We start from the raw sequence: 20,423 nt of genomic DNA on the forward strand, positions 1-20,423 counted from the left end.
CACTATTCCTTATTATACTCATCTACTGTGATTCCTACCGGGCGACGCGCGTATTGCTGCAACTCGGCCTCTGCTTCAGAATTCTCTTCATCATCAAACTTAATCGGTGTGAATCTCTCCTGCAATGCCTGGAAGATGACAAACAAACCAGGAACGACAAACAATTGACAGAGCGTACCAATCAACATACCTCCTACAGCGGCCGCACCCAGCGTTTGATTACCATTCTTTCCCACGCCCATGGCAAACATCATGGGCAACAAACCGATGACCATAGCCAACGAAGTCATCAAGATAGGGCGCAAACGAGCACCCGATCCGAGAATGGCAGACCATGTGATGGCCATACCCGTGCGTCGTCTTTCAAGTGCAAACTGCACAATCAGGATGGCATTCTTGGCCAACAAACCTATCAACATAATCAGAGAAATCTGCATATAGATGTCATTGTTGTGGCCAAACAACTGCGTGAAGAGGAAAGCACCCGCCAATCCAAACGGTATAGAGAGGATAACTGCGAAGGGCAACAGGTAACTTTCGTACTGCGCTGCCAATATCAAATACACGAATAAGAAGCACAATACAAATATTATGCCAGTGACATTGCTCGACTCACTCTCTGACCTTGACAAGCCAGAGAAGTCGTATCCGTAGCCCTGTGGCAAGTCTGTCGCGGCAACTTCCTTGATGGCTTGAATGGCTTCACCTGTGGAATAACCGCTATTCAGCGTTACTTGTACGTTGATGCTCGTAAACATGTTGAACCGATTGATATTAGATGGGCCGAAAACACGCTTCATCGAAATGAAACTTTGCACGGGTGCCATGCCGCCAGGTGTACGGACATAGATGTCATTCAGTCCTTCCGGACGCTCACGACTGGACACATCGCCCTGAATCATGACACGATACAGCTTGCCGTATGCATTGAAGTTAGAGGCGTACATGCCGCCGTAATATCCCTGAAGCGTACTCAAAACGGTGGCAGGAGATATACCTGCCTGCTTACACTTAGCCACATCCACATCAATCAGATACTGAGGATAGTTTGGATTGTACGAGGTCATGGCCATTTGTATCTCCGGACGTTTGTTCAATTCGGCCAAATAAGCCTTGGTTACTTGGAAGAATTTATTCAAATCGCCACCTGTTTTGTCCTGCAACACCAAGGAGACACCGTTACTCAAGGCAAAACCAGGAATCATAGGAGGTGCGAATGCCAAGATTTGAGCATCCTTAATCTGAGCCGTCTGCTTGTATATCATGCCTAAAACCGCCATGGCACTTTGTCCCATGTTACGCTCGCTGAAAGGCTTCAACTTGATAATAAAGGTAGCTTGGTCAGACCCTTGCCCGGCAATGAAGTTGTATCCTTGCAGCTGTTCGCGGCTCTGAATGGCCGGATTGCTGGCCAACATGGCATCAACCTGGTCGATCACCTGCTGCGTGCGCACCGCACTTGTTGCCGGAGGCATAGACACCGTACAGAACAGCGTACCCGTATCTTCATCTGGAACCAATCCTGTTTTGGTTGTTTTCATGGTCAAGAACAGGGCTATTGCACCCACCACGATGAAGACACCCGTAAGAATTGGCTTCCTAACCAGCTTTTGCAATCGATTTTTGTATTTACCCAAGACCTTCTCATAACTGGTATTAAACGACGCATGAAAACGGTCTATCCTACTCATCTTACGCTCGGTTCCATCCTCATTCTTTGGTTTCAGGAAGATGGCACACAATGCTGGCGAGAGCGTTAAGGCGTTCAGGGCCGATATGATGATTGACACCGCCATGGTCACACCAAACTCTCGGTAGAACGTTCCTGATGTTCCACCGATGAACGACACCGGAACGAACACCGCAGCCATCACCAACGTAATGGAAATAATGGCACCCGCAATCTCGTTCATCGCATCAATGCTGGCCGTCAATGCACTTTTATACCCCAAATCCAACTTGGCATGCACGGCCTCAACCACCACGATAGCGTCGTCAACCACGATGGCTATCGCCAGCAATAGGGCCGACAGCGTGAGCAAGTTGATGGAGAATCCAAACAATTGCAAAAAGAAGAATGTTCCAATCAGTGACACCGGAACGGCAATCATCGGAATCAAAGTAGAACGGATGTCCTGTAAAAAGATGTAAACCACCAAGAACACCAGCAACAAGGTAATGACCAATGTCTTGAGAACCTCTGCGATAGAAGCGTAAAGGAACTCGGTCACATCATAATTAATCTTGTATTCCATGCCCGGCGGGAAGTTCTTTGCCTGATTTTCCAATTCAGCTTTCACCGCTTTAGCAATGTCGTTGGCGTTCGAACCCGCAATTTGCTGAACCATACCCATGGACGATGGTTGGTTGTTGTTGCGCATGCTCACGGCATAAGTCAATCCCCCAAGTTCTATCTTTGCCACATCTTTCAACTTCAGGGTCTGCCCGGTCTGCGTACTGTGCAAGATAATGTTGCCAAACTCCTCGGCTGTTTTCAGACGACCTTTATAGCGCATCACATACTCGTAGGCCATGTTGCTCTGTTCACCGAACGAACCAGGAGCAGCTTCCACGTTTTGTTCGGCCAACGCGCCAGCGATGTCAGATGGCATCAAGCCATACTGTTTCATCACATCAGGCTTCAACCAGATACGCATAGAGTAGGTCTTCATACCCGGGCTCTGCACGTCACCCACGCCTTGAACACGCTTGATGGCCGGAATGATGTTGATATTGTTGTAGTTGGTTAAAAACCTATCATCGTATTTGCCACCTTCTGACGTCAGCGTGTACATCAACACCTGCGAGGTTTGACGCTTGGAAACGGTCACGCCCACGCGGTTCACCTCTGCCGGCAGTAAGGATTGAGCCTGCGAAACACGGTTTTGCACGTTGACGGCACACATGTCTGGGTTGGTTCCCTGACGGAAATAAATGGTAATTTGCGCCGAACCAGCGTTGGTAGCCTGCGAGGTCATGTACTCCATGTTCTCCACTCCGTTGATGCTTTCCTCAAGAGGAGCGAGCACAGAGTTCTTCACCGTTTCAGCATCTGCGCCGATGTAACTGGTCCATACCGAAATGGTAGGTGGCGCTATATCCGGATATTGCTCGATGGGAAGCGTGGACAGTCCGATGAATCCCAAGATCACGATGACCACGGAGATCACCGTTGACAATACCGGTCGCTTGATAAATTTTGTAAATGTCATAATTCGTTGTTGTTTTCTCGCTTACTTTTCAGCATTCATGATAGGCCGGTTCTCACCCCAACCCATCAAATTCGCCTTTATTTAAAAGCCTCTTTCATCTTTCCGTAGTCACCCTGAATCTCGCCAAGTTTCTCTGCATCAGCTATTTTCTTGGCGTACTGTGCCTGCGTGATGGGCTTGATTTCCATGCCATCGCTCAACTTTGTGATGCCATTGGTAACAATGCGGTCGCCCACTTTCAGTCCCTCTGTCACGATATAGTTTTGTCCGTCGTTTTGCGGAGCCACCTTAATTTCCGTGTACTTGGCTTTGTTGTCCTTGCCAACCGTATAAACAAAAATCTTATCCTGCACCTCAGTTGCATACGACTGCGGAATAACGATGGCGTGGTTGCTTACCCGTGGTACGACGATAGAGCCAGATCCGCCACTCTTCAACAACCGATCTGGATTTTTGAAGTGTGCGATCAGCGTCAAGGTACCCGTGGTTTGGTCTATCACACCACTCATCTTCACCACCTTACCAGGCTGGTTGTAGATGGTGCCATCGGCCATCTGCAATTTTACCGCTGGCATCGACGCGATGACAGCCGACATGTTGCCCGATGTCTTGGTCATTTCCAGCACATCTTTTTCAGTCATGGAGAAGTAAACCTCCATGGTGCTGTTGTTGGAAACGGTGGTCAACGGCGTGGGACTTGAAGCGCTGACCAAGGCCCCCACCTTGAAAGGAAGGCTGCCAACGACACCTGCCGCCGGACTCTTCACATAGCAGAAACTCAGCATCTCCTTCGCCGAAGCCAGTGCAGCTTGTGCCTGAGCCACCGCTGCCTGTGCCGTTGCGTAAGTATTTTGAGCTGATTGTAATTCGTATTGGCCAATGACATTGCTCTTGAACAACTGCTCACTGTTCTCGTAGGTCAACTTAGCGGTGTTGAGTTGCGACTTGGCTGAGTTCACGGCAGCCTGCGCTTGGCGAACCGATGCCTGATAAGTACTGTTGTCTATCACGAACAACACCTGGCCCTTGCCTACTGTTTGGCCCTCTTTCACGTTCAGTTTTGTAATGAATCCCGACACCTTCGGCCGAATCTCAACATCTTGAATACCCTTGATCACGGCTGGATAAGTGGTCTGGGTTGTAGAACCCGTCGACTCGATTTGCGTGACAGGATATTCGTTGTCACCGAATTTCATGTTGGGTCTACCGCCACACGAAACCAAGAGTGCAGCCATGGCTGCAAACAAAAACATACTTTTTTGTCTCATACCTTTATATAATCTATTATTTTTCATTCTTTCTCAAAAAACATACAATAAGAATTCATTTGAAAATTATTGTAAGCCTATAAGTTTTTGTCATGCAAATTTACATGATTTTTTCTCACTATGGCATCAATACCACTTACATTTAACATATATTATCTGCAAATAACGAAAATAGAGGATTTACATCAAGTGAGAACAAACATTCTACCTGTGATCCAAAATTCAAAAACACGCACATCAAACGGATAGGAGAAAGATGAAAGTAAGCGTTAATATCGATACCATCTTACCCCAACCAAGATGTCAAAAACGGGTTGCCTGGGATGTTGAAAAATCTTGCAAACCCGCTCAAATACTCGCGTATTTGCAAGCAACTGCCTCGGTGGTCGAAAATACGCGAATTTTGTATGTGCCTCACCCACAGCAACTTCCTGCTTAATTCCCTATGAACGTCACCTCAAAAGCAATCATATTGCACGGCAAGAGCATTGAGTTTGACCTGCAACGAGTATGCTTTTCAGGGTCAAAAAGCATGCTATAGAAGACCAAAGTCAATGCTTTTGGCCAAACAAGGGCATCAGAAAGTGATTTTTGAAGCTAAAATTAGCTGGATTTTTTCTAGAATGCAAGTTTTGAAATGACCAAAAATATTGACAAAACCGCAGTTCTTTCACTCCTATTTTTGAGGTACGTCCAACCCCATTTTTTTGGCTTTTTCAATCAAAAGAGCCATCAACGGTTCGCGTTCGTTCGGCACCTTGTTATCAAGCACCGCATCTTTCAAGGTCTGCTTCAGTGTCCCCACCTCGCGCGATGGCTGCAAGTGGAACATCTCCATAATCTCGTTTCCGTCGATGCAAGGCTGCAACAGCCGCTTATAGTCGCGTTCTTTCAGGTCATCCAGCTTCTCGCGTACCATGCGAAAGTTGTCCAAGAACCGTTGTTTGCGCTGTGCGTTCTTACTGGTAATATCGGCTTCGCACAGCGTCATGAGGCCGTCGATGTCGTCACCGGCATCGTTCATCAAACGACGAACGGCACTATCGGTCACCTCTTCATCGGCAATGGCGATGGGACGCATGTGCATATCAACCATCTTTTGCACATACTTCATCTTGCTGTCCATGGGGAATTTGAGCCGTCTGAAGATGCCTGGAATCATCTTGGATCCAATGTAATTATGGTTATGGAACGTCCATCCGGCCTGTACGTCCCACCTTTTGCTGCGTGGTTTCCCGATGTCATGGAACAAAGCGGCCCACCGAAGCCACAAGTTGTCGGTATGTTGGCAAATGTTATCAACCACCTCCAAGGTATGATAGAAATTGTTTTTATGCGCTCGGCCGTTCCTTGTTTCCACGATGTCCATGAGGGTGAACTCAGGCAAGATAAGTTCGAGCAATCCACAGCGATGCAGTTCTACGAATCCCCGACTGGGGTGGTCGGTCATCATGATTTTGTTCAGCTCGTCGGCGATACGTTCGCCACTCACAATCTTGATGCGTTCTCTGTTGCGCTGCAATGCCTCAAAGGTTTCGTCCTCGATGAAAAATTTCAATTGTGTGGCGAAACGCACGCAGCGCATCATGCGCAATGGATCGTCAGAGAAAGTGATATCGGGGTCGAGCGGCGTGCGAATGATGCCATCTTCCAAGTCTAAAAGACCGTCAAAGGGATCAACCAGTTCGCCAAACCGCGCCTCGTTGAGGCAGACAGCCATGGCGTTGATGGTGAAATCACGTCGGTTTTGGTCGTCCTCCAAGGTGCCATCCTCCACCACGGGCTTGCGTGAATCGTGGCTGTAGCTCTCTTTTCGGGCACCCACGAACTCCACCTCCACCCCCCGATACTTCACTTGCGCCGTTCCAAAATTGCGAAATACCGACAGATGGGCTTGTTTGCCCAGCCGCTGCTTCAAGGCCTCGGCTACTTTGATGCCGCTGCCCACCACCACCACGTCGATGTCGTTGGACGGTCGTTCGAGAAAAAGGTCGCGAACATAGCCACCCACTACATAGCATTCCAGCTGCAAGTCATCGGCCACAGCGGATAGGTGATGAAAGATAGGTTGATCAAGGAGATGAGCCAAGTCGGCATTGGAGAGATTACGCATGTTGAAACTATAAAACTTCTTAAGTGGCTGCAAAGTTACTAAAAATTAGCCATGTTTTGGATGCTATGAAAAAGAAAAATCGTATTTTTGCGACATGAAGAAATATATGTGGTTGATTCTGTGTACGCTTCTCATCTGTTCGTGCACACCATCTGAAGACGAAAAAGCAGCAAGATTGCTCTCCCAGATTAAGACCTTATATAAGGACGGTTGCTATAACGAAGCACTCGACTCCATCATGGCACTGCGCATGCGGTTTCCCAAAGCCATAGAGAGCCGCAAGGAAGCCTTGCGCATTTGGCAAAACGCTTCCTTGAAGCAGGCGCAGGCCGACATTGCCCAGACTGACTCGGCACTACAAACTGTCTTGAGAAGCATCCCCATGGAATCGAATCTGTACAAAGCCAACATGATGAGGGTGGAACGCGACTCGCTGAAAGCGCGCTACGAGGCCATGTGTGGCGTGGTGCGAATGATTAGAATGCGGCAGAAACAGGGGCTGTAGCACAGGTTTCAAATACATCATGCAGCCTGAAGGGTTGCGCAGAAGACAGAGAATGAAGAACGACTGGCGAGAGATAACCCCGCAAAGCGATTCTTCATTTTTTTCGTTGTTAACCTATCAACCTATTCAGCGCAGATCTGTCGGCGAAAAATCGACATCCACTTCCTTTGGATATTTCATGAAAATTGACTAATTTTGCAAACAATAAATATGAACAATACGAAGACAGAAGAACAGTTCAAGAAGGTGCTGACCGAATGTCGCACGCTCTTTGAGAAGAAACTTCACGATTACAGTGCGTCGTGGCGCATTTTGCGTCCGTCGTCATTGACAGACCAGCTGTTCATCAAAGCCAAGCGCATACGCTCGTTGGAAATCAAGAAAGAAGCCATGATAGACGAAGGCATCCGCCCGGAATTCATGGCCTTGATTAACTATGGCATCGTGGGATTGATTCAACTAGAGAAGGGGTTCGTTGACGAAATAGACATCAACACCGAGCAGGCCATGGCGCTGTACGACCGACATGCGAACGAAGCACTCACACTGATGGTGAAAAAAAACCACGACTACGATGAGGCTTGGCGCTCGATGCGCGTGAGCAGCTACACTGACTTTATCTTGACAAAGATACAAAGAATCAAAGAACTGGAAGACATCCATGGACAGGCACTCGTTTCTGAGGGTATCGACTCCAATTTGATGGACATCATCAACTACGCTGTCTTCGGTGTTATCAGGCTCAGTGAATAAACTCAAGACGATATCGACCAACGTTTGCCGCCTGCTCCTGGGGGTGACATTCATCCTTTCGGGATATGTCAAGGCAATTGACCCGCTGGGGACACAATACAAGATAGAAGACTATCTGGAAGCATTGGCATGGCAAGGCATGGTTCCCGACTGGATGACGTTGGGAGCTTCGGTGTTTTTGTCGGCTTTGGAATTCTGCTTGGGCGTGTTCATCCTGCTGGCTATCAGGCGGCGAGTGGTGTCGAAAATCACGCTGGTTTTCATGGCAATCATGACAGTCGTGACGCTGTGGTTGGCCATCGCCAATCCCATCAGCGACTGTGGGTGCTTTGGTGATGCTATCAAACTGAGCAATACGGAGACATTATTGAAGAACATTGTGCTGCTGGGTTGTGCCATCGTCATGGCCATTTGGCCGACACGCATGTGGCGCTTCATATCAAGGCCCAACCAATGGATCGTGTTCAACTATACCATCTTCTTCATCATCGTGTCCAGTCTGTATTGTCTGTACAAACTGCCGCTGTTCGATTTCAGGCCTTATCATGTGGGAGCTAACATTCAACAGGGCATGGTGATTCCCGAAGGAGCGGAGCAACCCAAGTTTGAAACAACGTTCTTGCTGAAAAAAAATGGTGTGACGAAGGAGTTCACACTGGACAATTACCCAGACTCTACTTGGACTTTCGTGGACAGTAAGACCGTTCAGACGGCGCAAGGGTACGTACCTCCCATACACGACTTCAGCATACAAACCCAGCAGGGAGATGACCTAACCCAGGAAGTGTTGAACGATACGAGTTACACCTTCTTGCTCATCTCGCCTCATCTGGAATATGCAGACGACTCAAACTTTGGCGATATTGACCGGATTTACGAGTATGCACAGACGTACAATTATCCATTTTATTGCCTCACGTCAAGCACCGAGCCGCACATCAAGCGTTGGCAGGATCTAACGGGCGCCGAATATCCGTTCTACATGACTGACGAAACCACGCTGAAGACCATCATCAGGAGTAACCCTGGGCTGCTTTTACTGAAAAAAGGAACCATTATCAGGAAATGGAGTCACAACGACTTGCCGAAAGAAGTCGACATGCAACGGCCGCTGAACGAAGAGGTAATTGGGCAAATGCCGGCCAACAGCGTGCCAACCAGGATTACTGAAATCTTCTTGTGGTTCATTCTGCCGTTGATGTTGCTAACCATTGCCGACCGTCTTTGGGCCTGGAGCCAGTGGTTGAAGTTCAAGAAAAAGAAAGAAGAACGCTATCAAAAGAAAGAAAAAGATAATAAATCAACTCTTAAAAAAGAATAGTAAAATGAGAAAAAAAATCGTAGCAGGCAACTGGAAGATGAATCTGAACCTGCAAGAAGGTGTTGCTTTAGCAAAAGAAATCAATGAAGCATTAGTAGCAGAAAAGCCCAACTGCGGCGTTATCATCTGCACACCGTTCATTCACTTGGCATGTGTTGCAGACGTATTGGATAAAAACTTAGTGGGTTTGGGTGCTGAGAACTGTGCCGATAAGGAAAAAGGAGCCTACACAGGTGAGGTTTCTGCAGAGATGGTAAAGAGCACCGGAGCACAATATGTCATTCTTGGACACTCTGAAAGACGTCAATATTACAAGGAAACTCCAGAAATCTTGAAGGAGAAAGTGCAATTGGCATTGAAGAATGGTCTGAAGGTAATCTTCTGTATTGGCGAGACTTTGGAGGAACGCGAGGCCAACAAGCAGAACGAAGTGGTGAAGGCAGAACTCGAAGGTTCTGTATTTAACCTTTCTGAAGAGGATTTCAAGAACATCATTATCGCCTATGAACCCATCTGGGCCATTGGTACTGGAAAGACTGCTACAGCCGATCAGGCAGAAGAGATTCATGCCTATATTCGTTCAATCGTTGCTGAGAAGTATGGTAACGAGGTGGCTCAGGACACTACTATCTTGTATGGAGGCAGCTGCAAAGCTAGCAATGCACCTGAATTGTTCGCTAAAGAAAACATCGATGGCGGTCTGATTGGTGGCGCATCACTCAAATGCGCCGACTTCAAGGGCATCATTGACGCTTGGAAGAAATAAGACTCCACACATGTTGAGTGAGGCAAGGCCCATCCAATAGTGAGCCTTTGTCTCACTTGATATTTTTGAATTAACAATCAAGAAAAATGAAGAAATTCGTCACTTTATTCATCATCATCATTTGTTCAGTAACATTTGCTGATGCACAGACTTTCCTTGATCATCTTCAGAAGAAGGAGCCAGGAAAAGCATCTGTCAAAGTTAGCCAGAGTAAGGATATCGACGAATTGGTTAACGGAAAAGCGAAAACCGCTACAACACAGACTGGTAGGACTGATAACAAAGCGCAAGACGTAAAAAATGTCGCAGCAACAAAGAATCAAAACACACCTGCAGTCACAACAAACCCGGCGGAGAAGAATGGTCAGAAACCTAAAGAGGGAGCTGAAACGAAACATGATTCCACGGCTAGACATGAAGATAAACGACTGCAAAACGAAGAAACTTCGACCAATGAGATGGAGATTCCCACCGTCGACTTGCGCAAAAAAGTGATGCGGAAGGGGTATAAGATCAATGGATACCGTGTGCAAGTCTATGCTGGAGGCAACTCACGAGCCGACAGACAACGAGCAGAAGCCGCCAGAGACATCATCAAACAGACGTTTCCTAATGAGCCGGTTTACGTTCATTTCTATTCTCCCAGATGGATTTGTCGCGTAGGTAATTATCGAAGTTATGAAGAAGCGGCTCACATTCTCAAGCAAGTGAAAGGTCTTGGGTATAAACAAGCCAGCATTGTACGCGGCAAAATTACTGTACAATATTAAACAATAGGAACGAAGAAACAAATGAATTCAGATACTGAATTTCGTGAAGGCCTGGACGAACTGGCCTCACATTACGAAAAAATATTATCACTTCTCGGCGAAGACCCACAGCGCGAAGGCCTGCAGAAGACACCCATGCGTGTGGCAAAAGCCATGCAAGTGCTGACAAGAGGATACGCACAAGACCCCAAACAAGTGCTTCTCGATGCGCTGTTTGATGAGAAATACAATCAAATGGTCATCGTCAAAGACATTGATTTCTTCTCCATGTGCGAGCACCACATGCTGCCTTTCTATGGAAAAGTGCATGTAGCCTACATCCCCAACGGCCACATCACCGGATTAAGCAAAATAGCTCGCGTGGTAGACATATACAGTCACCGTCTGCAAGTGCAAGAACGTCTGACGCAACAAATCGGAGATTGCATCCAAAGTGCACTCAAACCTCTTGGAGTGATGGTAGTGATTGAGGCTAAACACATGTGCATGCAGATGCGCGGAGTGGAGAAACAAAACTCCATCACCACTACCAGTGCATTCAGTGGTGCCTTCAATCAAGCCAAAACCCGTGAGGAGTTCATGAATCTTCTGCGTGGGGAATCAAAGAGAATATAAATAAATTTTCACCAATAGTGTTTGGCATCTGTCCTCTTTCATTGTGGTGTTTCCTCACCATCAACAAGCAATTGGACGGCTATTCGGCCTTCTCAAAATCAACATAAGATGGCAACTTGAGGATTGCCAAACACAATTATTCACGATTAAGCTAAGTATATGAAGTTTATCTCATGGAACGTTAACGGGCTGAGGGCCTGTGTGAAGAAGGATTTTGAAGCATCATTCCATCATTTGGACGCTGACTTTTTTTGCCTGCAAGAAACCAAAATGCAGGCAGGTCAATTGGACTTACAGTTTGAAGGCTATCAATCGTATTGGAACTATGCCGACAAGAAAGGCTATTCGGGTACCGCCATCTACACCAAACACGAACCACTGAACGTGACGTATGGCTTGGGAATAGACGAACACGACCACGAAGGACGAGTGATAACCTTGGAGATGGAGGACTTTTTCCTCATCACCGTCTATGTTCCCAACTCGCAAGATGAGCTTCGCCGACTTGACTATCGTATGCAATGGGAAGACGATTTCCGAGCTTACGTTATGCAATTGGATGCCATCAAACCAGTGATTATCTGCGGAGACCTGAACGTTGCCCATGAAGAAATTGACCTGAAGAACCCCAAGACCAATCGCCGCAATGCCGGTTTTACAGACGAAGAGCGTGAAAAGATGACCATTTTGCTTAACAATGGCTTTATAGATACCTTTCGTTATCTTTATCCTGAGCAAGTAACATACTCGTGGTGGTCGTACAGATTTCGTGCAAGAGAAAAGAATGCCGGCTGGCGTATTGACTATTTTCTCATTTCAGAACAACTCAAAGAACGACTCGTTGATGCTAAAATACATACAGAGATTTTAGGAAGCGACCACTGTCCCGTGGAATTGGAGCTACTATAAATCCTTCCCACTCCTATCATTATCAAGATAAATACTATTATTCCATTCGAGAATAAACCACAATGAATGGCTTCGGCAGACAGGTTTTTACCTCTTAGAACAACTTTTTCTTGCCAGAAGTCATTATTCATTCGATTTTAATGGAAGCAGGATATCAGTGATTGTCGTGCCGGATGCAAACGCATCCAAATCCACTTCACGATTGATACCACTCACCCATCCATGCTGATCGCGTTGCCATATATAGTGCCGATGAGCGCCATTCACCACGGGAGCCTCATCACTATAATGAGCAATGAATAGGGGTAGCTTATCAAAACGGGACGAAAGATGGGCATTATAGAAGCGACTATCGGCATAAAGTAGCGGAGACGAACCGTAATGTTGCTTCACCAACCCTACAAAAACAGCCAAACTATCCTGTATTTGGCGCTTATTCCACCCTTTTACCCCCGACCATTCCACATCAACCATCGGCAAAAGATGCTGAGATGTACTGTCAACTTGGGTGATAAAGTTGTTGAATTGTGAACGCATAGAACTAGAAGAGGTCAAAAAATGATACGACCCAACCAACAATCCCGCACGCTTGGCCTCTCGTATATTGTACTGATAAAGCGTATCGACGTGCGTACTGCCCTCGGTAGCTTTGATATATACAAACTGAATGCATGTGTCGCTGGCCACCAAAGGCCAATCGATAGGTCCTTGATGATGCGAAACATCGATACCATCATAATGATATTTGCTCCGGGGATGAGGCAGCAAACCGCTTTGCCAAGCCGTAGTTTGCAAACCTGAAAGAAAACTTCTGTACTGCTCTGGGAAAAAGATAACCACCGAACAGAACACAAAAAACAAAACAGACACCACAATAGCCATGGCCTTCAGCCTTCTCTTCCACCTTGAACCGTGGTGGTGATGGCGATGATGGTGGTGCCGATAGGAATGTGAACGTTGGTTGGTCATGATTTAAACAGCTATGGATTGGCACATTTTTTTAAAGACATATCAAATCATAGGACAAGCCATCTGGCATCAATCCACCTGTCCATGCGCATCCAACACAGGCTGCAAGAAGGTCGATACGTCTGCTATTGCTTGTTTTCATCCTTGATAACAAGTTTTCCTCTGAACAAAATTTGCTCTCGTTTCTGCGCCCTTACCAGCAGGTCAACCTGTCCGTTATCAAAAATTTCCATCATATAGGCGTATCGATCTTCATCGTTTTCCACATAAATATCCATTTTTGTCAACCCTTTTTTAGGGCTACTGACAGCATAATCTTGAATAGGAGCGTCGAACACCAAGGCCTTTCCGCCCCCGTATGGAATATTGTAGGCACGCCCATAGTAGGGAAGATATGAATAAAGCGTGTCGCCAGACATGCGGATGCCATACCCATAGTCTAGATGCTTCAATCCCGCACGGAAAGGAATGACATAATTAATATCCACTGCCATCTTTTTATTTTCAATGGCCTCGTGAACCTTTTGCGCCGTCCAGGCCAACTTCACGTCCTTCTGCTGTGATGTCAAACGGCTTGATGAGCATCCCACCAGAAGAGCAAACACACTACATAAAAGGAACTCATTTCTCATGAAAGCCTCCAATTTTTCTGCTAATATACATTTTTTTCAGCAGTATCACACCATTTATCTCAACTAAATGCCGTTATTTCTTGAGATGTTTTCTGCCATGTTGAATCACCACTCCTCTGTAATTCCTGCGCACCCGGTGCCCAAACAAATCAAACATCGGTGCCGCTGGGTCCAGCTTATTCCAATCGGTAATTACTCGGGAGATGCCCGTAGGCACACTTCCTGTCACCTTCAAGTTTCTGATTTCCCAGGTTGGCGCACACGAAGTGGTACTCTTGTAGACGAAAGCCACTTGTATTTTCTTGCCAGCATAGGCACTCAAATTGATGGGATTGGTCTGTACAAACTTCCAATTTTCAAGTCCAGGAATCTCAACATTCAACTTCGTCCATGTCGATTGTCCTACCTCTTGAACCATCACAGACAAGAATTCTCCTCCCCTATTTTTGTAACTCTTTAAAAAGTTGCAAGCCTGTTCAAAACTCATTTGTGCTTTTTCATACGCAGTTAAATCGATGACAGGCGATATCAACCAACTTTCAGCAGCCTGGTTTGCGCTATAGACATAGGCAGATGCCTTCATACACTGCACGTTGTCTTTCGCATAACTGAACCAAACGTAAGTCATCCCGTTTGACAATTTCTTGTTGTCGACAGTGAACATCCCCTTGCCCGATGCAAACGACTCATTGAAAACCACGCCATCCACACCCGGTTGGGGTGTTGGGTCGGGTGTAGGATCAGGCACCACGACGCTACCTCCGCTGCGGTAATGATCATAACTAAAGGCTACATTCACAGAATCGCCCCAAATATAATCCTCCAACCCCGGATAATCTACAAACGGATTTCTGTTGCCTTGAGCTTTTGCCACCGCCTCATTGCGATTGATCTCCTTGTCACTCACAGGATCTTTCTTCGCCCAACGCAGTAGCATGTCCATCTGCCACTTGACCAACGGCTTGTAGGCATTTCCCGAAAAGATGTTGGCACCTCCACTTCCGCTCGACCATTTTGACACATTACTCTCATAACAAGTAATCATGTAGAAATAAATTCGAGCCAAATCGCCCTTGTATTCATCGTTGGGTTCAAACACCGTTCCACCGTAACCTGGCAAAGTACACGTTCCAAGTTTGCTGAATCCATTGTTCGACTGGTACTTCTCACCCTTAGTTTCGCCATAAGGAAAATTGCTTCTTCGATTGTTCACATAGCCATCTGAGGGCAGGATGTGATGAGCGTCATACTTCATCGGCTTGGCTTTAAAGAACCAACTCTGAGGCACCGTGTGCTCTCGGTTGTAGCCGTCGCCTTCACCTGAATATTGATGTCCTTGCGCACTACTGCCAATGATATAATTGGTAGTGTTGGAATAGATGTCGTAAAGTTTGCCGTCAGCACGCCGATCGGACGTACGGTAAATCGCCCACAGACCATCGTAAGAACCGTGAATGGAACCGGAAATGACGTGAAAAAAGGCTGTCTTCAACGCTGCACCCGTTTTTCCATTCGTACTTTCGTAATAGGTTCCCGTGCGGTTGGGACCTTGGGCCCACAAAGTGGCAGTTCCTAACATGAGCGTTGACAAGAAGATATGTCGTAGATTAGATGATTTCAGCATAAAAAATAATTTGAATTTGATTGTTTGCAAATTTACAAAACAATCTTATTTATCCATATAAATTTACAAGAAAAGTCGTTCTCACCTTAATATCCTATGCTTATACGGCAACAAATGTAGCCTATTTTGAATCAGTCATAAGAATAATGTAGGGACGCACGACCAGTCTGTCAGCAAATCCAATAGCCACCTGCTATATTTTTTTCATTGTCAGTCAACCTCGCAACAATCAATTGTCATACTGAATGCAACACCATTATTCATCAAAGCAAAATGTTATGAACCACATCACGACCTTGTAAATGTTGAAAATTTTACCCGAAAAACGGGCCTAAAACAGCTCATCAATGTTGATCATCTAGAAAAAAATGATAGGCACGCAGGGTGCAAATCGATTGATTGGTGGGTCCGAAAACTCTATTTTTACCAATAAAGTGATGGTTTTATGCACACAAATGCATCTTATTGGCGGCCAATAGGCATGGGTTAATGCTGCAATAGCATGCGAATTACAACCTTAAAGCATTGCTTTTGGCTTAAAAATGCATGAAAAACAGTGGGCCAGCAGTAAAAAGATTTATAACTTATTGTATTATAATTACTTATAAACCATTCGCATGCTAACCGTATTTGCAAAGACTGAAAAGGTTGTTGGGAAATACGCCAAATATGAAGAGGTTTGTTGTCAAGAAAATTCATCATTGTTGAGCATCGTGATTTCCACACACAACCTTTCAAACCCATTTGCCCATGCTGTTGCCAAAACAATAAAATTGGGCGTTATGAGGGTTAAACATGCCTCATGAAAGGCATGCAGAGTCTTTAGAACGGGAACAGCAAGGGCAGCACAAACGTCATCACCAAACCGATGAGCAACTGAAGGGGCAAGCCTACCTTGATATAGTCCATGAACTGGTATTGGCCAGCCTTCATCACCAGCGCATTGGGTGGTGTGGAGAAAGGCGATGCGAAACACATGCTGGCACCCAACGTCACGGCAAAAAGGAATGCGTATGGGCTTACTCCTACCTGTGAGGCGGCCGACATGGCGATAGGTGCCATGAGCACGGCCGTAGCGGTGTTGCTGATGAACATGGTTAAGAGTGTGGTAGTGTAATAAACCCCTGCCAGCAGCACCATGGGACCCATGTTACCCAAGGCATTGACCAGCGAGCTGGATATAAGAGTCGAAACACCCGTCTTCTCCAAGGCTATGGACATGGGCATCATGGCAGCGATGAGTACGATGCTCTCCCACTTGATGGTTTTGTAGGCCGCCTCGACATTTCGGAAACAACCTGTGAGCACCATAAGCAATCCCGCGACGATGACCGCAGTAACCGGTTCAACGGGAATAAAGTCGAATACCATCATGCATACCATCAGCAACATGATGAGCGCAGCAACGGGTGCCTTGTAGTTGAGCGTTACCTTGCTGGCTTGTTCAATGGGCCTGCCCAACACCACCCAGTCGCTTTCAGCCATGTCCAACTTGTCGATGTTGCTCCACAAGCCTTGCACCAGCAGCACGTCGCCAGCCAATAACTTCTGATCGGAGAGGTTCTTCAGCATATAATCGCCATGGCGGCGGATTCCCACCACATTGATGTTGTACTGTTCGCCAATGCCCGAATCCTTAAGCCGTATGCCGTTGATGCGCGAATTGGGCATCAACACCAGCTCAGCCATACCAATGTCATAGAAGTCAACCGAACTGTCATCGAGCTTAGCCAACCCATTTTCCGCAGCAAAGGTTTCCATCTTGTCGGTGTCACCTGCAAGGTACAGCAGGTTACCAACGCGCAGCACGGTAGATGGCTTTGGCACATTTTGCTTAACCTGCCGCATAATACGATTGGTATTGGTTAGTTCTTTCCTGATTTCGATAATCGACAGGCCATGCCTGTTGCGCAGGTCGAGCTGGGCTACCGTCTTTCCCACCAGTGGCGAATGACTGCCAATGCGGTAGGCCTCCGTATAGCTTTGCAACTGATATTCGGACACCAGTTCGTCCATGCTCTTGCTCTTGGACTTCCTGCGCCTACCTTCTTTCTTTTCCTTGCCAAGGAATATACGGCTCAGCGGCAACAGCACTATGATACCTAAGGTAATACATACGATGCCAACGGGAAAGAACGAGAAGAACGACAATGGTTCAAAACCTGCGTCGGTGAGTGCTTCCTGAATGACAAGGTTAGGCGGCGTACCAATAAGTGTGAGCATTCCGCCCAGACTACTGGCAAAGGCCAGTGGCATAAGCAGCTTGCCGGGACTGGTATTCGACTGTGCCGCCATGCTCACCACGATGGGCATCATCAGTGCCACCGTGCCAGTGTTGCTGACAAAGGCGCCGATGAAAGAGGTTGTGAGTATCACCAGCAGGAAGAGCTTGATGTCGTTGCCCTTGGATAAGCGTATGATGCGCTGGCTGGCTGCCTTGGCCAATCCTGTTTGCAGAATGGCACCGCCCACCACAAACAAGCCAATCATCATGATGACTACCTTGGAAGAAAAGCCAGAGAGGGCCTCTTCAGGCGTCAGAATACCAGCTAAAAGCAACACTGACAGGGCGCACAAGGCTACAATATCAGCACGCAGACGACCAACGACAAACATGATGACTGTAACAAGAAGTACAATGAGTGTAAGAATCATATTAAAATAAAATATATTTCTGGTTGTAAATAAAATAGCGTGAACAATGGTTATTTCATGATAACCACTGGCAAATATACGAAAAAAAAATGACAATCAGGCTGACATGTACAGGAAATGACTACTACGATACATGGAAGCATGTTTTCATGGCATGAGTTATTCATGACATTCGTATGAGGAAGAAGCGCTTTTCTTGCTCAATCAGACATATAATTTAATAATTTTATGTAAGTTTGCAAATGATAAATGGAATCACCAAGGACGGTGAAGTTGTTCACAAGATGACATACATTTAAACCATTTGCTTAACGCGCTATGATTACCTTTACAGCAGAAAACATATTTCTCTTTGGCTCGTTCCTCGTGCTGATTAGCATTCTCATCAGCAAGACGGGCTATCGGTTCGGCATCCCCACCCTGCTGCTGTTCCTTTTTACCGGTATGGGTTTTGGCAAAGAAGGACTCGGCTTAACATTCGACAGCCCGAAAGACACGCAGATGATTGGTATGATAGCCTTGAGCGTCATTCTCTTTTCAGGAGGAATGGACACCAAGTTCAAGGAAATCAAGCCCATTATTGGCCCAGGTGTGCTGCTCTCCACATTGGGTGTCATCATGACCACCGTCCTCACGGGCGGGTTTATCTTTGCTCTCTCACAGTGGGCAGGGATGGATATCAGGCTGTCGCTCATCGTGTCGATGCTACTGGCGGCCACCATGTCATCCACCGACTCGGCATCAGTCTTCAGTCTGTTGCGCACACAACGCATCGGCCTGAAGCACAAGCTACGGCCAATGCTCGAGCTGGAGAGCGGCAGCAACGACCCTATGGCCTACATGCTCACCATCGCACTGATGAATGTAGCACTGTCGGGAGGCGAACTTTCTTTCTCTGACCTGTTGTTCGATGTGGCCGAACAGTTTGTGTTGGGCAGTGCATTGGGCTACGGTGCCGGTCGAATGTCCGTATGGCTGGCCAATCGTATCAACCTTCCGAACCCATCACTCTATCCTGTTTTGCTGCTGAGCATGGTGTTCATCACATTCACCCTGACCGACCTGCTGAACGGAAACGGCTACCTGGCGGTGTATATCGCAGGACTTGTGGTGGGCAACTGTCGCCTATCGTATCGCCGCGAGATGACCACCTTCATGGAAGGCCTTACCTGGCTGCTGCAAATCGTGTTGTTCCTCACGCTCGGTCTGCTGGTCAATCCGTCCGAACTCATTGGCGTGAGTCTGTTCTCCCTGGCCATTGCCGTGTTCATGATGCTCGTCGCACGGCCGCTGAGCGTATACCTCTGCCTGCTGCCCTATCGCAACATACCCTTCAAGGCTAAGGCATTCCTTTCTTGGGTGGGCCTGCGCGGCGCCGTTCCCATTATCTTTGCCACCTATCCGCTAATCAATGGTGTGGAGGGTGCTGACATCTTGTTCAACATTGTGTTCTTCATCACGTTGCTGTCGCTTACCATTCAGGGCACTACCATCTCGCTCTCCGCCAAAAAACTCAAACTTGACATGCCCGAAGAAAAAACAGGAAACGAGTTTGGGGTGGAGATACCCGAAGAGTTGGGGTCGAAGTTGCGCGAGGTGACACTCACAGAAGCCATGCTCGAAAACGGCAACTTGCTCTCGCAGATGGATGTTCCTCAGGGCACGCTCGTCATGATGGTGAAACGCGGGAAAACCATTTTGGTTCCCAATGGACAGTTGCCACTGGAAGAAGGCGACATCTTACTTTGCCTCTCCAGTGCTGTCCAACGCACGCAGGATGTTCGCAAACATCCACATTGGTAATGGCCACTCTCTGAGATGAGCTAACCCTTCTGAAGAAATTCTGTTGCAATACCAGGTGAAGTTGGTGGCATGGCATCAAAAAAAAGTTGCACCTCAAATGAGATGCAACTCTTTTTATGTTGTTAATTTCAATTCGCTTTACTTCACTTTGTCAACGATAGCCTTGAATGCTTCAGGGTTATTGACAGCGAGATCTGCAAGAACTTTACGGTTGATTTCAATACCAGCTTTGTTCAAAGCGCCCATCAAGGTGGAATAGGTCATACCTTCCAAGCGTGCAGCAGCATTGATACGCTGTATCCACAGTGAGCGGAAAGTGCGCTTCTTGTTACGACGGTCGCGGTAAGCGTAGGTAAGTCCCTTCTCCCAAGTATTCTTAGCTACGGTCCAAACATTCTTTCTTGCTCCGAAATAACCTTTAGTCTGCTTCAGTATTCGGGTCCTTCTTGCTTTTGATGCTACATGATTTACTGATCTTGGCATAGTTTTTCTCCTTTTAAATTGTTTG

Annotated in this window: 14 protein-coding genes and 1 pseudogene; 7 read left to right on the plus strand and 8 right to left on the minus strand. The window is 46.8% G+C overall.

Annotated elements, in window-relative coordinates; all coding sequences use genetic code 11:
- Positions 1-2 precede the first annotated feature (2 nt).
- The 3 genes from NQ518_RS04770 to NQ518_RS04780 form a co-directional block, all read right to left on the minus strand.
- Positions 3-3,212: an efflux RND transporter permease subunit gene (locus NQ518_RS04770; RefSeq protein ID WP_227960691.1), complete on the minus strand. Its 3,210-nt coding sequence runs from the start codon at positions 3,210-3,212 to the stop codon at positions 3-5.
- A gap of 77 nt (positions 3,213-3,289) precedes the next feature.
- On the minus strand, positions 3,290-4,480 hold the full coding sequence (locus NQ518_RS04775) for an efflux RND transporter periplasmic adaptor subunit (protein WP_227960689.1): 1,191 nt from the start codon (positions 4,478-4,480) through the stop codon (positions 3,290-3,292).
- A 676-nt stretch (positions 4,481-5,156) separates the two neighbouring features.
- A complete protein-coding gene (locus NQ518_RS04780) occupies positions 5,157-6,593 on the minus strand; it encodes a CCA tRNA nucleotidyltransferase (protein ID WP_227960687.1) in 1,437 nt (478 codons plus the stop codon).
- Between the two features lie 94 nt (positions 6,594-6,687).
- On the opposite strand from NQ518_RS04780, the gene NQ518_RS04785 reads away from it, so the two are divergent.
- From NQ518_RS04785 to xth, 6 genes and pseudogenes are all read left to right on the plus strand, one after another.
- Positions 6,688-7,098: a hypothetical protein gene (locus NQ518_RS04785; protein WP_102696856.1), complete on the plus strand. Its 411-nt coding sequence runs from the start codon at positions 6,688-6,690 to the stop codon at positions 7,096-7,098.
- Positions 7,099-7,308: 210 nt separating this feature from the next.
- The gene (locus tag NQ518_RS04790) at positions 7,309-7,851 is read left to right on the plus strand and encodes a DUF1599 domain-containing protein (RefSeq protein WP_227960685.1); all 543 of its coding nucleotides are present in this window, start codon (positions 7,309-7,311) and stop codon (positions 7,849-7,851) included.
- Positions 7,844-9,938 (plus strand): annotated as a pseudogene (locus tag NQ518_RS13585) (BT_3928 family protein). The gene NQ518_RS04790 and the pseudogene NQ518_RS13585 overlap by 8 nt, the downstream one beginning before the upstream one ends.
- An 86-nt stretch (positions 9,939-10,024) precedes the next feature.
- Positions 10,025-10,708: an SPOR domain-containing protein gene (locus tag NQ518_RS04800; RefSeq protein ID WP_227206210.1), complete on the plus strand. Its 684-nt coding sequence runs from the start codon at positions 10,025-10,027 to the stop codon at positions 10,706-10,708.
- A gap of 21 nt (positions 10,709-10,729) precedes the next feature.
- A complete protein-coding gene (folE, locus tag NQ518_RS04805; RefSeq protein WP_004348514.1) occupies positions 10,730-11,323 on the plus strand; it encodes a GTP cyclohydrolase I FolE in 594 nt (197 codons plus the stop codon).
- 159 nt (positions 11,324-11,482) lie between these two features.
- On the plus strand, positions 11,483-12,232 hold the full coding sequence (gene xth / locus NQ518_RS04810) for an exodeoxyribonuclease III (protein ID WP_227206208.1): 750 nt from the start codon (positions 11,483-11,485) through the stop codon (positions 12,230-12,232).
- A gap of 123 nt (positions 12,233-12,355) precedes the next feature.
- Here xth and NQ518_RS04815 read toward each other — a convergent pair whose 3' ends face one another.
- The 4 genes from NQ518_RS04815 to NQ518_RS04830 all read right to left on the minus strand — a co-directional run bounded on the left by NQ518_RS04815 (position 12,356) and on the right by NQ518_RS04830 (position 18,112).
- Positions 12,356-13,201: a glycoside hydrolase family 25 protein gene (locus NQ518_RS04815; RefSeq protein ID WP_227206206.1), complete on the minus strand. Its 846-nt coding sequence runs from the start codon at positions 13,199-13,201 to the stop codon at positions 12,356-12,358.
- Between the two features lie 125 nt (positions 13,202-13,326).
- Positions 13,327-13,833, minus strand: a complete 507-nt coding sequence (locus NQ518_RS04820) for a DUF4251 domain-containing protein (RefSeq protein ID WP_227206204.1) — start codon at positions 13,831-13,833, stop codon at positions 13,327-13,329.
- 73 nt (positions 13,834-13,906) lie between these two features.
- Complete coding sequence (locus NQ518_RS04825; protein WP_227206202.1) at positions 13,907-15,457, minus strand: endonuclease; 1,551 nt, start codon at positions 15,455-15,457, stop codon at positions 13,907-13,909.
- Positions 15,458-16,279: 822 nt separating this feature from the next.
- Positions 16,280-18,112 (minus strand): SLC13 family permease, encoded by a 1,833-nt coding sequence (locus tag NQ518_RS04830; RefSeq protein WP_227206200.1) that lies wholly within the window; start codon positions 18,110-18,112, stop codon positions 16,280-16,282.
- 318 nt (positions 18,113-18,430) lie between these two features.
- Here NQ518_RS04830 and NQ518_RS04835 point away from each other — a divergent pair, with 318 nt between their 5' ends.
- Positions 18,431-19,915 carry a potassium/proton antiporter gene (locus NQ518_RS04835; RefSeq protein ID WP_227206198.1) on the plus strand — a complete coding sequence of 495 codons (1,485 nt, stop codon included), beginning with the start codon at positions 18,431-18,433 and terminating at the stop codon, positions 19,913-19,915.
- A gap of 138 nt (positions 19,916-20,053) precedes the next feature.
- Here NQ518_RS04835 and rplT read toward each other — a convergent pair whose 3' ends face one another.
- The gene (gene rplT, locus NQ518_RS04840) at positions 20,054-20,398 is read right to left on the minus strand and encodes a 50S ribosomal protein L20 (protein ID WP_102696848.1); all 345 of its coding nucleotides are present in this window, start codon (positions 20,396-20,398) and stop codon (positions 20,054-20,056) included.
- Between the last annotated feature and the right edge of the window lie 25 nt (positions 20,399-20,423).

The organism is Hoylesella buccalis ATCC 35310, assembly GCF_025151385.1.
Taxonomy (GTDB): domain Bacteria; phylum Bacteroidota; class Bacteroidia; order Bacteroidales; family Bacteroidaceae; genus Prevotella; species Prevotella buccalis.

What these genes read in the sequence shown, in the direction of transcription:
- NQ518_RS04790 (WP_227960685.1), top strand. Translation starts at nt 7,309, where the DNA reads ATGAACAATACGAAGACAGAAGAACAGTTCAAGAAGGTGCTGACCGAA.
- rplT (WP_102696848.1), bottom strand. Translation starts at nt 20,398, where the DNA reads ATGCCAAGATCAGTAAATCATGTAGCATCAAAAGCAAGAAGGACCCGA.
- NQ518_RS04770 (WP_227960691.1), bottom strand. Translation starts at nt 3,212, where the DNA reads ATGACATTTACAAAATTTATCAAGCGACCGGTATTGTCAACGGTGATC.
- NQ518_RS04830 (WP_227206200.1), bottom strand. Translation starts at nt 18,112, where the DNA reads ATGATTCTTACACTCATTGTACTTCTTGTTACAGTCATCATGTTTGTC.
- NQ518_RS04785 (WP_102696856.1), top strand. Translation starts at nt 6,688, where the DNA reads ATGAAGAAATATATGTGGTTGATTCTGTGTACGCTTCTCATCTGTTCG.
- NQ518_RS04835 (WP_227206198.1), top strand. Translation starts at nt 18,431, where the DNA reads ATGATTACCTTTACAGCAGAAAACATATTTCTCTTTGGCTCGTTCCTC.
- NQ518_RS04800 (WP_227206210.1), top strand. Translation starts at nt 10,025, where the DNA reads ATGAAGAAATTCGTCACTTTATTCATCATCATCATTTGTTCAGTAACA.
- NQ518_RS04815 (WP_227206206.1), bottom strand. Translation starts at nt 13,201, where the DNA reads ATGACCAACCAACGTTCACATTCCTATCGGCACCACCATCATCGCCAT.
- NQ518_RS04825 (WP_227206202.1), bottom strand. Translation starts at nt 15,457, where the DNA reads ATGCTGAAATCATCTAATCTACGACATATCTTCTTGTCAACGCTCATG.
- xth (WP_227206208.1), top strand. Translation starts at nt 11,483, where the DNA reads ATGAAGTTTATCTCATGGAACGTTAACGGGCTGAGGGCCTGTGTGAAG.
- NQ518_RS04780 (WP_227960687.1), bottom strand. Translation starts at nt 6,593, where the DNA reads ATGCGTAATCTCTCCAATGCCGACTTGGCTCATCTCCTTGATCAACCT.
- NQ518_RS04775 (WP_227960689.1), bottom strand. Translation starts at nt 4,480, where the DNA reads ATGAGACAAAAAAGTATGTTTTTGTTTGCAGCCATGGCTGCACTCTTG.
- NQ518_RS04820 (WP_227206204.1), bottom strand. Translation starts at nt 13,833, where the DNA reads ATGAGAAATGAGTTCCTTTTATGTAGTGTGTTTGCTCTTCTGGTGGGA.
- folE (WP_004348514.1), top strand. Translation starts at nt 10,730, where the DNA reads ATGAATTCAGATACTGAATTTCGTGAAGGCCTGGACGAACTGGCCTCA.